Here is a 14,055-nt window from a genome sequence, read left to right as displayed (position 1 = left end):
GAAAGAGAGGAGAATGAACATGAGCTCTGAATTAGAACAAAACACGAGAAGCAATAAAAAACGTTCTAAACGAAAGTCAATAAAATGGTTCATTTTAATTCCATTTTTCCTACTTATTTTTGGAGGCGTAGGATATGGATCGTTTATATATAACAAAGCAAAAGCTGTTGTAAGTGATGCGTATGCAAAAATTGATAAGTCATCAAAGCGTGATAAAGAAGTTGAACCTTTAAAGGATAATATTTCAATATTAATCATGGGTGTAGACGGAAGTGAAATGAGAAAAAGCCAATACGGCGAAGCAGTTCGGACAGATGCACTTTTATTAGCGACAATTAATAAAGATGATAAGTCAGTTAAATTAGTAAGTATTCCACGTGATTCACGTGTTTATATTCCATCTAGAAAAAAATTAGATAAAATTACACACGCACACGTATTTGGTGGTGTTGAAAGTACACGAGATACAGTGGAACGATTTTTAAATGTTCCAGTTGATTATTATGTGAAGTTTAACTTCGAGTCATTTGTACAAATTGTAGATTCGCTTGGTGGTATCGATATTGATGTACCGGTTACTTTCACAGAACAAGATAGTAAAGACCAAGCAGGTATGATCCATTTAGAAAAAGGTTTCCAACATTTAAATGGAGAGCAAGCACTTGCACTTGCGAGAACGCGTAAAATTGACAGTGATACAATGCGTGGTCAAAGACAACAACTTGTAATTGAAGCAATTGCGAAAAAAGCAATGTCTGTTCAATCTATTAGTAAAATGGGCTCTTTACTTGATGCAGTTGATAAAAATATGAAAACAAATTTAACATTTGATGATATGCTTGCTATTACGAAAAATATGGCAGGATCAGATCTGCAAATGGAAAAGATGCAAATAGAAGGAACGGATAAACGTATTGGTGGTATTTATTATTACATTCCAAATGAAAAAAATGTAAAAGATATTTCAAATAAGTTGAATCAACATCTAGGTGTAACGCCAAAATCAGTTCGAAACGAATAGTAAAAAAGATTGGCGGAGGCCAATCTTTTTTTATGGAAATGGATTTGTAACTTTTCTGTAACGATTTTTTATTTTAGAAAAATTATACTCATATGTATGAGAATATTGGAGAAGCAAAAAGTAAAGAGAAATATTGAAAATCTGTAATAAGGAAAGATATCATATGCAGAAATGGATAGGCATTATGGGAATCATTTTTATGTTGACTGGATGTAAAATGTCTGAAGCTCCAACAAGTTTAATGGGTGCTCCTGCCAATGAAAAATGGATTAATGAACTAAAAGAGCAAATAGATAAAGATTTGCCTGTTACTTATCGATTGCTTACTCCAATGTCTAATAAAGATAAACAGATGATTTGGTCAATGGATTTTAAACAAGATAATAAGAAAGAAGCCATCTTATTTTATAAATTACCGAATGAAGATCATAGCGTATATTTAGCTGTCTATGAAGAAATCGGAAATGGCTGGAAAGTAAAGTCCACGCATAGATTTGATGGTGGAGATGTAGATATCGTTGAAGTCGGTGATTTTACAGGGAACGGGAAGCGAGAGTTATTAATCGGAATTTCTGTCAATCGTGAATCGTTAGAACATGTTATGTATGTTTTTTCGGAAGAAAATGAAGATATGAAGGAAATATATAATCGAAGTTATACGAAGTTATTCATAGAGGATCTAAATAAAAATGGACTGAAAGATATAAGCCTTGTTACGTATGAAAAAGATGAGAAGTTGACAGTTGAGTTCATGGAACAATTTAAAACTTTATCTGAAGTATCATTCGATCCATTTATAAATAGCATTCAAAGAATACAAATGGGGCGTATTTCTAAATCACTAAAGGCGGTTGTAATTGATGCAGGAGTTGGCGCTCATTCAGGGATAACGTATGTAGCAAAATTTGATAAGAATCATTATGAGACACTACTTATAGATGGGAAAGAAGATTTATTCAATGATTATGTAGTGGAGAGCAAAGATATTAATGAAGACGGCATTATTGAATTTGTTCGTACAGTGCGTCCAAAAGGTTGGGAAGAGGTATCGTACGGAGAGAGTACGATGTTTGAACGTTATATTCAGTGGAGTGAAGATGAGGTTAGACCGATAGAAGAAAGATATGTAAATATAGAGAAAGGTTATTTTGTCAAAATCCCGCAAACGTTAATTGGAAAAATAACTGTTCCAGTTCAGGAAGAAGCATCAGATGTTCAAAAATTTATAGATACTACGACAAATGAACTATGGCTTGAAGTCCATATATTTAAGCGGAAAGAATGGTTCAAAATAAAAGGATACGAGGCAGCAGTCAAAACGGCTTCTCACGTATATGCCGTACCGAAACAACCACATTTTGAAAAAGTAAAAGCATATGTAAAACCGCTAGCGGATTATCAACAAGAGTAGGGAGGTGGAAATTATGCCAACAATTTTAGTCTTAGAAGATGAAATGCCTATTCGTAGTTTTATTGTCTTAAATTTGAAACGTGCTGGATTTGATGTATTAGAAGCAAGTAAGGGAGAAGAGGCGTTACAGATTTTATGTGAACATACTGTTGATGTAGCATTGCTCGATGTAATGTTACCGGGAATTGATGGTTTTCAAGTTTGTAAAGCTATCCGGGAAGAAAATAAAAAAATCGGTATTATTATGTTAACCGCACGTGTACAAGATGAAGATAAGGTACAAGGATTAGGAATTGGTGCAGATGATTATATCGCAAAGCCGTTTAGTCCAGTGGAATTAACTGCACGTATACAATCGTTATTAAGAAGAATAGAAGTACATGATGAACAAGTGAATACAATCACATCTGGCCCGTTTTCGTTACATGTTATAGAAGAAAGATTATATAAAAGTGGACAATTAGTTGATTTAACCCCTACAGAGTATATGATATTACAGTATTTAATGAATCAGGCTTCAAAGCCGGTTTCACGTGATGAAATTTTAAATATGATTTGGGGAACGAATTATGTAGGTGAGACGAAAGTAGTAGATGTAAATATGAGGCGGTTACGTCAAAAGATAGAATGTAATCCATCAGAACCTGAATTTATTCTTACTGTGTGGGGAAAAGGATATGTGTGGAAGGAAAGTATAAGATGAAAAGAAAAGTGACTTTATATTTTATGACGGTCATTATACTTATGCTTGTATTATTTGAAGTCGTATTTTCAGTCTCCATTTATCGATATTATTATAATGGTATTGTGCAATATATAGAATCTCATGCGAAGACAAGTACACGATTTTTCTCTGAATACAATTCCCTATACTTTATTCGTTTGCAAGAATACAGCGGGGATATAATTGAGAGCTTTCAGTTAGAAGGAACTGAATTACAATTAATTGATCGACATGGTACGATTATACAGTCGTCAAGTGGACAAAAGGTCGAAGGTAAAGTAATTATTCCGTATTCGTTACTAGAAGGAGAAATGTACCATCAAGTGACTACTACGAAAGAAAATGTGAAACAATTAGAAGTGATTAGTCCACTTATTCATCAAGGACAAACGATAGGTGTTTTGAAATATACGACTGTTTTAACGAATGTAAATGCAAAGATTATCGAAATCATTATGTTTACTATTTCTGTAGGTATTGTTATTTCAGGAATTGTATTCTTAATCAGTAGACGATTAGCGAATTCATTTGTTAAACCAATCGAATCTATTATTCATGCTTCTTCACAAATTGCAGAAGGTACATTAAAGAAGAAAATTAAAGAGGATTATCCTGGTGAGTTAGGTGAGTTAGCACATAGTTTAAATCATATGTCTAATAAAATAGAAAAAGCGGAACAGATGAAAAATGAATTCATTGCTTCGATTTCTCATGAAATACGAACGCCTTTAACTGGAATTAAAGGTTGGAGTGAGACGTTAAAAACGATAGATCATTTAACGGAAGAAGAGATAAAGCAAGGTATGGGAATTATATCAGGTGAGACAGACCGATTGATTCATTTAGTAGAAGAATTGCTAGATTTTTCAAGATTACAATCAAATCATTTCAATTTATATAAACAAAAGGTACAAATATACGATATACTAGAGGAGACGATTTGGCAATTAACTCCTAACGCTGAAGAGAAACAAATTCAATTTATTAATACGATAGAAAGAATTGAATTGATGGGAGATCGAAATAGGCTAAAACAAATTTTCTTGAATATTGTTCAAAATGCTATTAAATATTCACATGAAAAAGGTACAATCCACATTGAAGCGACTAAAAATGAAGGACAAGCAGTAATCAAGGTGAAAGACGAAGGGATTGGAATTGCTAAAGAGCATTTATCATATATAGAACAGCCATTTTACCAGATTAATAACAATGCTACAGGTGCCGGTCTTGGTTTAGCTATCGTAAAAAAAATGGTAGATCTTCATGGAGGTACACTTAGTTTTATAAGTAAAGAAGGAATCGGAACAACCATTTTGATAAAACTCCCATTATAATACATATATAGGTCTGTTTATATAGTGTAATAAAATAAATAGATGTATAATTATATTGGGTGATTTATATATAAGATTAATAGGGAGAGGAATTAGATAGAATGGAAAAAGCTTTTAAAATTAAACGAGTAGTAGTCGTTTTAATAGCGATTGCAGCAGTAGCTATTGGGTATTTCATGTTTCAATCCATTACTTCACCAGCAAAGGCTGTTGCAAAACAAGAAAACGTAGTACAGCTTGCAAGTGAACAACCGAAAGTAGAAATGAATAAAACGGCACCAAGTCGTTTTAATGGGAAAGAAAGAAAAGTTGCTTATCTTACATTTGATGATGGCCCAGGGAAATATACGGCTGAATTGTTAAATATGTTAAAACAGCATGATGCGAAGGCGACGTTCTTTTTAATTGGAGCGAATGTAAAAGAATTTCCGGATTTAGTGAAACGTGAAGATGCAGAAGGTCATTATGTAGGTATGCATAGTATGACACATAATTTTGCAAAGTTATATAAAAATGGCGAGTATGTAAATGAAATGAAAGAAGATCAAAGCTTAATCGCAAATATTATTGGAAAATCACCTAAATTAACACGTCCACCATACGGTTCGATGCCTGGATTAAATGAAGGTCTTCGAAATAAAGTGGTAGAGGGCGGTTTTAAAGTATGGGATTGGACAATTGATTCATTAGACTGGAAATATAACAAAGTGCAAGTTGATGCAGCGGCAGCACAAATTGCTCAAAACGTAATAACACATGCAACAAAACCACAGGAAGTTATTTTAATGCATGACATTCACCCACAATCAGTTGCTGCTGTGCCAGCAATTTTAAAAGGGTTAAAAGAAAAGGGTTATGAGTTTGAAGCTTATCATGAAGAGAGTCACTTCCCAGTGAATTTCTGGCATGATAACCGTATGTAATGGAGGAATGAACGTTGAAGTATGGAAAAGTAGCAGTAGTTGGAGCACTATCAGTAGGACTATTAACAGGTTGTTTCGGTGAAAAACCAGAAGAAAATCTTTATACAGCTTTTGAAACAGCAGCAACACAAGAAAAATCATTAGTTGATGAAGCGAAGAAGTTAGAGAAGTTAGAGAAGGAAGGTCAAGAGCTATATTCTCAAATTTTACAAGAAGGTAAAGATCATAATGAAGCTGTTATGAAGAAGATAGAGCAAGCTACTGCAAATGTAGATGACCGTGAAAAAGTATTAAAAACTGAGAAAGAAATGCTAGAAAAAGCTCAGAAAGAAACGAAATCTGTACAAGGAAATATAGAGAAGCTTGAAGATAAGAAGTTACAAAAACAAGCGAAAGCAGTAGAAGAGTCGTATAAAAACCGTTATGATGCATTCCAGAAGATGAATGAAAATTATACGAAGGCGTTAGCGACTGAAAAAGAACTGTATGAAAAATTAAAAGTAAAAGAAACGAAATTAAAAGAGATTGGCGAAAAAGTTAAAGCTGTTAATGAATCAACTGTGGAAGCACAAAAATCAAAAGAGCAATTTAACAATTTTACAAAAGAGTATAATGACAGTAAGTTAGCATTCTACAAAGATGCAGAGATTAAGATTAAAAATCAGAAATAAAGAAGAATCTTAAGCATAATAAAAAGCCGGAGAAACATCGTTACAAATGTTTTTTCGGCTTTTTACGTTAAATGAATAGAAAAGGCTGGAATTGATATCATAAAAGAGTTATAGTGAATTATTCCAAGGGAAACATTGTAAAGTAAGGAGAATGGAAATATGTCATATGAATTTTTACTCAAATTAGGTTTAGCACTCTTTTTAGGATTATTCATCGGGATAGATAGGCAGCTAAAGAATAAACCGCTTGGTGTGAAAACAAGTATGGTTATTTCTGTAGCAAGTTGTTTAATTACGATGGTTTCAATTGAAGCCGTACATGTATATTCTGTTCCAGGGCATACAAATATGGATCCAATGCGTCTAGCTGCTCAAATTGTGAGTGGGATTGGTTTTCTTGGGGCAGGTGTTATTTTACGAAGAAGTAATGACGTTATTTCTGGATTAACGACAGCTTCTATGGTGTGGGCTGCGTCAGCTTTAGGTATAGCAATTGGGGCGGGATTTTATTTACAAGCGACGGTTGCTATGATTTTAATTATTTTAGCAATTAACGTACTTCCACAACTTGTGAAAATCGCAGGTCCGTATTCATTAAGACAAAAGGATTTATCTATAAAAATTACTGTAAAAGAGCATCATGAGTTAGATGGTATATTTAAGCAAATCAAAAATTTAGGTATGCATGTGAAACGAGTGAAAATTAAAGATATAGATAGTGGAGCATTTCAGCAACTGGAAATGGTTATTTTAGCTCCAGAAGATTTATATACAACAGAGTTATATAGTTCCCTGAAAGAGATTGATCGTGTTGTTTCAGTTGAAGTGGAAAGTAGATAATTGTGAAAAAAAGAGTGAAGTGAATTCACTCTTTTTTTATTTGGATTTTTAAGGGAATAAATTGATATAATGATGAATAACAAGGGGGAGAAATGATGGAAATACATATTAGAAGAGCAATAAAAGATGATATACCAGGTATAGCGAAGGTGCATGTTGATAGCTGGAAAACAACGTATAAAGGGATATTTGCTGACGAAATTTTAGAAAATATAACATATGAGCAACGAGAAAAACAATGGGAAAACATTTTTCAGCAAGAAGATAAATACCAATATAGATTTGTATCAGAGGCGTTAGATGGAACGATAATTGGATTCATTGACGGGGGAGTGGAAAGAAGTGGTGCATATAATTGTGACGGGGAATTATATGCGATCTACCTTTTACAAGAGTATCAAGGAATGAAAATAGGACAAAAGTTATTTCAAGCTTTACTATCGGAATGTATAAACAATGATATGCAATCACTTTTAGTATGGGTTGTTACGAATAATCCTTCTAAAAAGTTTTATGAAAAATATAATCCAGAAAAAATTGACACGAAATTTTTAAAAAGACTAAATATAGAAGAAACAGCGTATTGTTGGAGAAATATAAATAATATTATTATGTAAACTTATTATTTGAAAGAGGTATACCAAATTAGGTATACCTCTTTTGTTTAACTATTTCGAAGGGAATTACTAATGAAAAAAGTAAGTATGTAGTTTGAAAGTGAGAATTTTTCTTGTGTATTTTTAATTAGATTAAAGAAAGGCTGAAAAAAAGAAATATTTATTCGGATTCAAAAATTCTGAAATAAACTATTGAATTGATAATGATATTCAATTAGAATTTTAATTGATAACGATATTCAATTATAGATTGTAATATGAAATTTCGATAGTGTTCATATAAAGAGGAGGACAAGTATGCAGCATGCGAAACAAATCGCGGAACATGCAACAATACAAAGTTTTTTAAATTGTTATTTAAGAGAAACAGGAAGTGGAGAATGGATTACAGAGGATAAAAGGATAGAGGATATTTTCTACCATTCATTTCAACGAGATACTTGCTCTACTTATTTATGCTGTCGGTTATCGGCACAAAACATTACTTTGTATGGAGAAGTTATATATAAATCAGCAACAGATCGCCATTTGTTTGGAGAACAATTTTATTATCAAATGGGAGAAAATAAGAATGTTATAAAAGCAGATTACGTTACAGTTATTACATTCTTAATAAAAGAGATGTCTATCAACTACGGAGAAGGGACGAATCCTGCTGAACTTATGCTTCGAGTTATTCGTAGTTGTCAAAATATTGAAGAATTTACAAAGGAGAGAATAGAAGATACATCTGCATTATACGGTTTCCATACATCCTTTATAGAAGCGGAGCAATCTTTATTATTTGGACATTTAACGCATCCAACCCCAAAGAGTAGACAAGGTATTTTGGAATGGAAAAGCGCAATGTATTCTCCAGAATTAAAAGGAGAATGTCAGCTTCATTATTTTAGGGCACATAAAAATATAGTAAATGAAAAATCATTATTGTTAGATTCTACAACAGTAATTTTAAAAGAAGAGTTACGTAATGATGAGATGGTTTGTAAAGAATTTATATCGAAGTATTGTAATGAAGATGAATATTCATTACTTCCAATTCATCCGCTTCAGGCAGAATGGCTATTACACCAATCATACGTACAGGATTGGATAGATCAAGGAGTACTTGAATATATCGGCCCTGTCGGTAAGTATTATATGGCAACATCATCACTTAGGACGTTATATCATCCTCAATCAAAATATATGCTTAAGTTTTCATTTCCAGTAAAAGTAACAAATTCAATGCGTATTAATAAATTGAAGGAACTAGAGAGTGGTCTTGAAGGAAAGGAAATGCTAAATACAGCAATTGGTGAAGTGTTAGAGAAGTTTCCAGGTTTTGATTTTATTTGTGATCCAGCATTTATTACATTACATTACGGGGCAAAAGAATCTGGATTTGAAGTAATTATACGAGAGAATCCTTTTTATAGTGAACATGCAAATGACGCTACTTTAATTGCTGGATTAGTGCAAGATGCTATACCTGGGGAACGTACTCGTTTATCGAATATTATTCATCGACTAGCAGATTTAGAAGGTAGAAGCTGTGAAGAAGTAAGTTTAGATTGGTTTAGACGATATATGAATATTTCTTTAAAGCCGATGGTATGGATGTACTTACGTTATGGTGTTGCATTAGAAGCGCATCAGCAAAATAGCGTTGTTCAGCTAAAGGATGGTTATCCGGTCAAATATTATTTCCGTGATAATCAAGGGTTTTATTTCTGTAATTCAATGAAAGAGATGCTTCATAATGAGTTGGCTGGCATTGGAGAGCGTACTGGAAATTTATATGACGATTATATTGTAGATGAGAGATTTCGTTACTACTTAATTTTTAATCATATGTTTGGTCTCATTAACGGTTTTGGCACAGCAGGATTAATTAAGGAGGAATTTCTTCTCTCTGAATTAAGATCTGTACTTGAATCGTTCCTTCCTTATAACCGTGAACCTTCTACCTTTTTAAGAGAATTGTTAGAAGAGGATAAGTTGGCATGTAAAGCAAATTTATTAACGAGATTTTTCGATGTCGATGAGTTAAGTAATCCTTTAGAACAAGCAATTTACGTACAGGTACAGAATCCGCTCGTTAGAGAAGTGGCTGTTCGTTCATAAATAACGTTAAAATTTCACGTAATACAAATAATGGTATTTTTTCGTAAGGCGGAGGGAGTTATGAGAGTGGATATGTATCATACGAGAATATTGAAAGCGCTCGAATCAGAAGATTACATTTCAGTGCGAAGAAGAGTGTTACGTCAATTAGTAGAATCGTTAATTTATGAGGGGATCATTACACCAGTTCGCATTGAAAACGAAGAACAAATTCTTTTTCTTATACAAGGACTTGATGAAGACAACAAAAGTGCCACGTACGAATGTTACGGAAGAGAACGAATGACATTTGGACGTATCTCTATAGATTCATTAATAGTAAGAGTTCAAGAGGAAAAACAAGAAATACAATCAGTCTCACAATTTTTGGAAGAAGTTTTTCGAGTTGTTAACGTGGAAAAAACGAAATTAGATTCTTTTATTCATGAATTAGAACAAACGATATTTAAAGACACGATTGCACAATATGAAAGACATAATAAGGTGAAATATACCCAAAGATTGTATGATGACTTTGAAAGCCATTTAATAGACGGTCATCCATATCATCCTAGCTATAAAGCGCGCATTGGGTTTCAATATCGTGACAATTTTCAATATGGATATGAATTTATGAGGCCAATAAGACTCATATGGATTGCAGCTCATAAGAAATATGCGACTGTAGGTTATGAAAATGAAATGATCTATGACAATATTTTAAAAGGTGAGATAGGCGCGCATACATTAGAAATGTATATGGAACGAATTCACAGTGCGGGATGTAATCCAAAACAGTACGTGTTTATACCTGTTCATCCTTGGCAGTGGGAGAATTTTATCATTCCAAATTACGCTGATCATATACAGGATAAAAATATAATTTATTTAGGACAATCAGTGGATAATTATTGCGCGCAACAATCGATGAGGACGTTAAGAAATGTTACGAATCCAAAGAGACCATATGTAAAGTTATCGCTGAACATACTTAACACTTCAACACTCCGTACGCTGAAACCATATTCAGTTGTGAGTGCACCAGCTATATCGAATTGGTTAAGTGATGTCGTAAGTCAGGATTCTTATTTAAGGGATGAATCGCGCATTATTTTGTTAAAGGAATTTTCGAGTGTAACGTATGATACGAATAAGAAAGCCACATATGGTTCATTAGGATGCATTTGGCGTGAAAGCGTTCATACATATTTAGATGAGCAAGAGGATGCGGTTCCCTTTAACGGCTTATATGCAAAGGAGAAAGACGGAACACCAGTTATTGATGCATGGTTAAACAAATATGGGATAGAAAATTGGCTACGATTACTGATTCAAAAAGCGATCATACCAGTTATACATCTTGTTGTAGAGTATGGGATTGCGCTAGAATCACACGGACAAAATATGATTTTAGTTCATAAAGAAGGGCTACCTGTCCGTATTGCATTAAAGGATTTCCATGAAGGACTTGAGTTTTATCGTCCATTCTTAAAAGAAATGAATAAATGTCCGGATTTTACTAAAATGCATAAAACATATGCAAATGGAAAAATGAATGATTTCTTTGAAATGGATCGTATTGGATGTTTACAAGAGATGGTACTAGATGCACTGTTCTTATTTAATATAGGAGAATTAGCTTTCATACTTGCGGATGAATATGATTGGAAAGAAGCAAGTTTTTGGATAATAGTGGTCGAAGAAATTGAAAATCATTTTAGAAAATATCCACACTTGAAAGATAGATTTGAAAGTATTCAGCTATACACTCCTACATTCTATGCTGAGCAATTAACGAAGCGTCGATTATATATGGATGTGGAATCGCTTGTTCATGAAGTTCCAAATCCATTGTATAGAGCAAGACAACTTAACAAACAAAAATCAGTTGTTACAGGGGGAAATTATGCTAATCGTTAATAAACAAGAGTATAGCAAAAGTGATTTTGATTTGAAATTACAAGTTTATGAGGAAACGGAACAATTTCAAGAAGCGGCAGGAAATAGATTTGCGCTTTGTCTGAAAGATCCATTCGATATTATTACGCTTGTGTTTTTCTTAAAAGAAAAGACAGCCTCAGTATTACTTATACATGAAGATACACCAAAAGAAACGGCTATTGAAATGGCAAAGCGTGCAAATTGTACCGGGATTTTATATGGAGAATATAGCGATTTTACGAAATTAGAAGTAGTGAACGATTTACTAGAAGAGCCCTCTTTATTGCAATATAGTTCTGGAACAACAGGAGCACCGAAACTGATTCGTAGAGCATGGACGGAAGTGGATACAGAAATTACTGCTTATAATGAAGCTTTAAACTGTGAAGTAGATGAAGTGCCGATCGTTATGGCTCCTGTTTCACATTCATACGGATTAATATGTGGTACGTTATCTGCAATTACGCGGGGAAGCAAACCTATCATCATTACGAATAAAAATCCTAAATTCGCATTAAATATAGTTCGCAATACAAAAAAACATATCATATATGCGGTACCACTTATGTTACATATTATGGGGAGTTTCCCGCAAGGAACGTTTCAGTTTCATAAAATTATGACATCTGGAGCGCCTTTGCCAGAAGCATTGTTTTATAAACTAAAAGAAACGACAACATATATGATGCAGCAATACGGTTGTTCTGAAGCAGGTTGTATTAGTATATGTCATGATATGAAAAGCCATTTAGATTTAGGAAATCCACTACCTCATGCGAGTATAAGCGTAGGTTCAGATGAAAATATGCCTGAAGAAATCGTAGTGGAAATGAACGATAAGAAAATTTTTACGAAAGATTTGGGATATAAATCTGAGCGTGGTCTTCATTTTATGGGACGCATGGATGATGTGATTAACGTTTCAGGATTAAAAGTCTTTCCGATAGAGGTAGAAGAAATAATACTTCGATTAGAAGGTGTGCAAGAGGCAATTGTATATCGAGGGAAACATCCCGTAATGGGCGAAATTGTTAAAGCGAAAGTAATTTCTCATATTGATCCAGTGCGAATAAGAGAATGGTGTATGCAGCATTTACCATCTTATAAAGTTCCGCATGAGATTGAAAGTGTAACTGAAATCCCGAAAAATAAAACTGGAAAAGTAAGTAGAAAGTTACTAGAGATGGGAGAGGTTACAGCATGAGACGTGAAACGTTAAAAAATGAAGTGTTGAAAATTATGACAGGTAAGATGGAACTCAAAAACGTTACGCATTTAGAAGAAATGATGCGTTTGAACCAAGATTTATATATAGATTCGGTAATGATGTTACAACTCATAGTTTACATAGAAATGGATTTAAAGCTATGCGTTCCAGAGGATGAGGTAGACCCAAAAGCATTTCTTACTGTAGGATCTTTACTTGATTTTATGGAGGAGTTACAGCCGGTATATGAAGTAAATGTGAATAATTAATCTTTAGGAAAGTGGATGAGAATGTGACTTCAATTAAAGTGCACTGTTTAGTGAGTTGTTTTTGCGAAATTATAAAAAGGCGTAGCGATATAGATTTTCGTCCCTTTTATTTTGGACTATGGGACGGAGATTTTGATATAACAGAAGGCGGTATTATATCGTATCACTCCGAAAATATTAACCATGATAATTATTTATTATGGTATGAAAAGTTGTATGGCATGAAAGTGAACGAATGGTATGATCATGCAAAAGATAAGGATAACAATGTAGAAACGTTTTTACAATTAGTAGAAAATAAGCCAGAGAATCGCTATGTCATTGTAATGGTAGATATGTCTCTATTGCCAGAGAGGGAAAATAAATTCCATCAAAAACCGTTTCCGCATTATTTGATGATATCAAAGACGGAGAAAGAAGAAGAATGGTTCATGCTAGATCCTGATTTTCGCTGGGAAGGGAATATGGAAAGAGAAAAAGTGCTTCACTCTGTTCAAGATAACCCATTTGGTGGAGGGTATTTCATTGATATAGAAGAAATTCAGGAGCCAACAGAAGAAATGGTAGCAAGTTATTTCATAGAAACTTTTAAAAGAAACGACAATGAACTGACTATGGAGCTGAAAAATTTAATTATAAAAATGGCAAATGAAGAAGAAGGCTATTCGCTTTCTGGTCTTGTAGCGGCAGTCAAACAAATACCAGTACTTGCAATTCGTAAATATAGTTATGAACATGCCTTTGCATACTTCCGTGAAACGTTGCAATATTCGGAGCAAGAATTTGATTATTGGTGTGATCGGATAGAAGATATTGTACAAGGATTTACAAATGTACAGTATCGTGCAATTAAAATGGCAATGACGAATAATAAAGGTATGTTATTATCAATTGTTGAAAAGTTGGATGAAATGAATGCAATTGAACTGCAAATTAAGGCTGAATTAGAGAGACAGTTTTTATTATGGAAAGAAATAGAAAAAAACCAGTCTGTCTTAGCGTATTAAAA

13 protein-coding genes are annotated in these 14,055 nt (G+C 33.5%); all 13 read left to right on the top strand.

What is annotated here, in order from left to right; all coding sequences use genetic code 11:
• The first annotated feature begins 19 nt into the window (after window positions 1-19).
• The 13 genes from KVT31_RS06655 to asbE all read left to right on the top strand — a co-directional run bounded on the left by KVT31_RS06655 (window position 20) and on the right by asbE (window position 14,053).
• Window positions 20-1,021, top strand: coding sequence for an LCP family protein (locus KVT31_RS06655; RefSeq protein ID WP_088096077.1), 1,002 nt, complete (start codon window positions 20-22; stop codon window positions 1,019-1,021).
• A 163-nt stretch (window positions 1,022-1,184) separates the two neighbouring features.
• The gene (locus tag KVT31_RS06650) at window positions 1,185-2,432 is read left to right on the top strand and encodes a hypothetical protein (RefSeq protein ID WP_088096078.1); all 1,248 of its coding nucleotides are present in this window, start codon (window positions 1,185-1,187) and stop codon (window positions 2,430-2,432) included.
• A gap of 13 nt (window positions 2,433-2,445) precedes the next feature.
• Window positions 2,446-3,135 carry a response regulator transcription factor gene (locus KVT31_RS06645; protein ID WP_088096079.1) on the top strand — a complete coding sequence of 230 codons (690 nt, stop codon included), beginning with the start codon at window positions 2,446-2,448 and terminating at the stop codon, window positions 3,133-3,135.
• Entirely contained in the window at window positions 3,132-4,493 is a 1,362-nt protein-coding gene (locus KVT31_RS06640; RefSeq protein WP_088096216.1) for a sensor histidine kinase, read from the top strand. Before KVT31_RS06645 ends, KVT31_RS06640 begins: the two co-directional genes overlap by 4 nt.
• Window positions 4,494-4,594: 101 nt before the next feature.
• The gene (locus KVT31_RS06635; protein ID WP_088096080.1) at window positions 4,595-5,416 is read left to right on the top strand and encodes a peptidoglycan-N-acetylglucosamine deacetylase; all 822 of its coding nucleotides are present in this window, start codon (window positions 4,595-4,597) and stop codon (window positions 5,414-5,416) included.
• A gap of 14 nt (window positions 5,417-5,430) precedes the next feature.
• A complete protein-coding gene (locus KVT31_RS06630) occupies window positions 5,431-6,087 on the top strand; it encodes a YkyA family protein (protein WP_088096081.1) in 657 nt (218 codons plus the stop codon).
• A gap of 159 nt (window positions 6,088-6,246) precedes the next feature.
• Window positions 6,247-6,927, top strand: a complete 681-nt coding sequence (locus KVT31_RS06625; RefSeq protein ID WP_000119503.1) for an MgtC/SapB family protein — start codon at window positions 6,247-6,249, stop codon at window positions 6,925-6,927.
• Window positions 6,928-7,022: 95 nt separating this feature from the next.
• Complete coding sequence (locus tag KVT31_RS06620) at window positions 7,023-7,544, top strand: GNAT family N-acetyltransferase (RefSeq protein ID WP_140392425.1); 522 nt, start codon at window positions 7,023-7,025, stop codon at window positions 7,542-7,544.
• 297 nt (window positions 7,545-7,841) lie between these two features.
• A complete protein-coding gene (gene asbA, locus KVT31_RS06615; RefSeq protein WP_088096083.1) occupies window positions 7,842-9,650 on the top strand; it encodes a petrobactin biosynthesis protein AsbA in 1,809 nt (602 codons plus the stop codon).
• A gap of 60 nt (window positions 9,651-9,710) precedes the next feature.
• Window positions 9,711-11,549, top strand: coding sequence for an IucA/IucC family protein (locus KVT31_RS06610; RefSeq protein ID WP_140392426.1), 1,839 nt, complete (start codon window positions 9,711-9,713; stop codon window positions 11,547-11,549).
• The gene (locus KVT31_RS06605) at window positions 11,536-12,774 is read left to right on the top strand and encodes an AMP-binding protein (protein WP_088096084.1); all 1,239 of its coding nucleotides are present in this window, start codon (window positions 11,536-11,538) and stop codon (window positions 12,772-12,774) included. The genes KVT31_RS06610 and KVT31_RS06605 overlap by 14 nt, the downstream gene beginning before the upstream one ends.
• Window positions 12,771-13,046: a petrobactin biosynthesis protein AsbD gene (gene asbD, locus KVT31_RS06600; protein WP_088096085.1), complete on the top strand. Its 276-nt coding sequence runs from the start codon at window positions 12,771-12,773 to the stop codon at window positions 13,044-13,046. The genes KVT31_RS06605 and asbD overlap by 4 nt, the downstream gene beginning before the upstream one ends.
• Window positions 13,047-13,069: 23 nt before the next feature.
• Window positions 13,070-14,053, top strand: a complete 984-nt coding sequence (gene asbE / locus KVT31_RS06595; protein ID WP_140392427.1) for a petrobactin biosynthesis protein AsbE — start codon at window positions 13,070-13,072, stop codon at window positions 14,051-14,053.
• The last annotated feature ends 2 nt before the right edge of the window (window positions 14,054-14,055 follow it).

This window comes from Bacillus sp. GbtcB14 (assembly GCF_019091205.1).
In the GTDB taxonomy this organism is placed as follows: Bacteria; Bacillota; Bacilli; order Bacillales; family Bacillaceae_G; genus Bacillus_A; species Bacillus_A cereus_AG.
Note: the sequence above shows the minus strand (reverse complement) of the source record. Positions and strands in the feature narration are given on the sequence as shown.

What these genes read in the sequence shown, in the direction of transcription:
- KVT31_RS06655 (WP_088096077.1), top strand. Translation starts at nt 20, where the DNA reads ATGAGCTCTGAATTAGAACAAAACACGAGAAGCAATAAAAAACGTTCT.
- KVT31_RS06610 (WP_140392426.1), top strand. Translation starts at nt 9,711, where the DNA reads ATGAGAGTGGATATGTATCATACGAGAATATTGAAAGCGCTCGAATCA.
- KVT31_RS06645 (WP_088096079.1), top strand. Translation starts at nt 2,446, where the DNA reads ATGCCAACAATTTTAGTCTTAGAAGATGAAATGCCTATTCGTAGTTTT.
- KVT31_RS06625 (WP_000119503.1), top strand. Translation starts at nt 6,247, where the DNA reads ATGTCATATGAATTTTTACTCAAATTAGGTTTAGCACTCTTTTTAGGA.
- KVT31_RS06650 (WP_088096078.1), top strand. Translation starts at nt 1,185, where the DNA reads ATGCAGAAATGGATAGGCATTATGGGAATCATTTTTATGTTGACTGGA.
- KVT31_RS06640 (WP_088096216.1), top strand. Translation starts at nt 3,132, where the DNA reads ATGAAAAGAAAAGTGACTTTATATTTTATGACGGTCATTATACTTATG.
- KVT31_RS06605 (WP_088096084.1), top strand. Translation starts at nt 11,536, where the DNA reads ATGCTAATCGTTAATAAACAAGAGTATAGCAAAAGTGATTTTGATTTG.
- KVT31_RS06620 (WP_140392425.1), top strand. Translation starts at nt 7,023, where the DNA reads ATGGAAATACATATTAGAAGAGCAATAAAAGATGATATACCAGGTATA.
- KVT31_RS06635 (WP_088096080.1), top strand. Translation starts at nt 4,595, where the DNA reads ATGGAAAAAGCTTTTAAAATTAAACGAGTAGTAGTCGTTTTAATAGCG.
- asbD (WP_088096085.1), top strand. Translation starts at nt 12,771, where the DNA reads ATGAGACGTGAAACGTTAAAAAATGAAGTGTTGAAAATTATGACAGGT.
- asbA (WP_088096083.1), top strand. Translation starts at nt 7,842, where the DNA reads ATGCAGCATGCGAAACAAATCGCGGAACATGCAACAATACAAAGTTTT.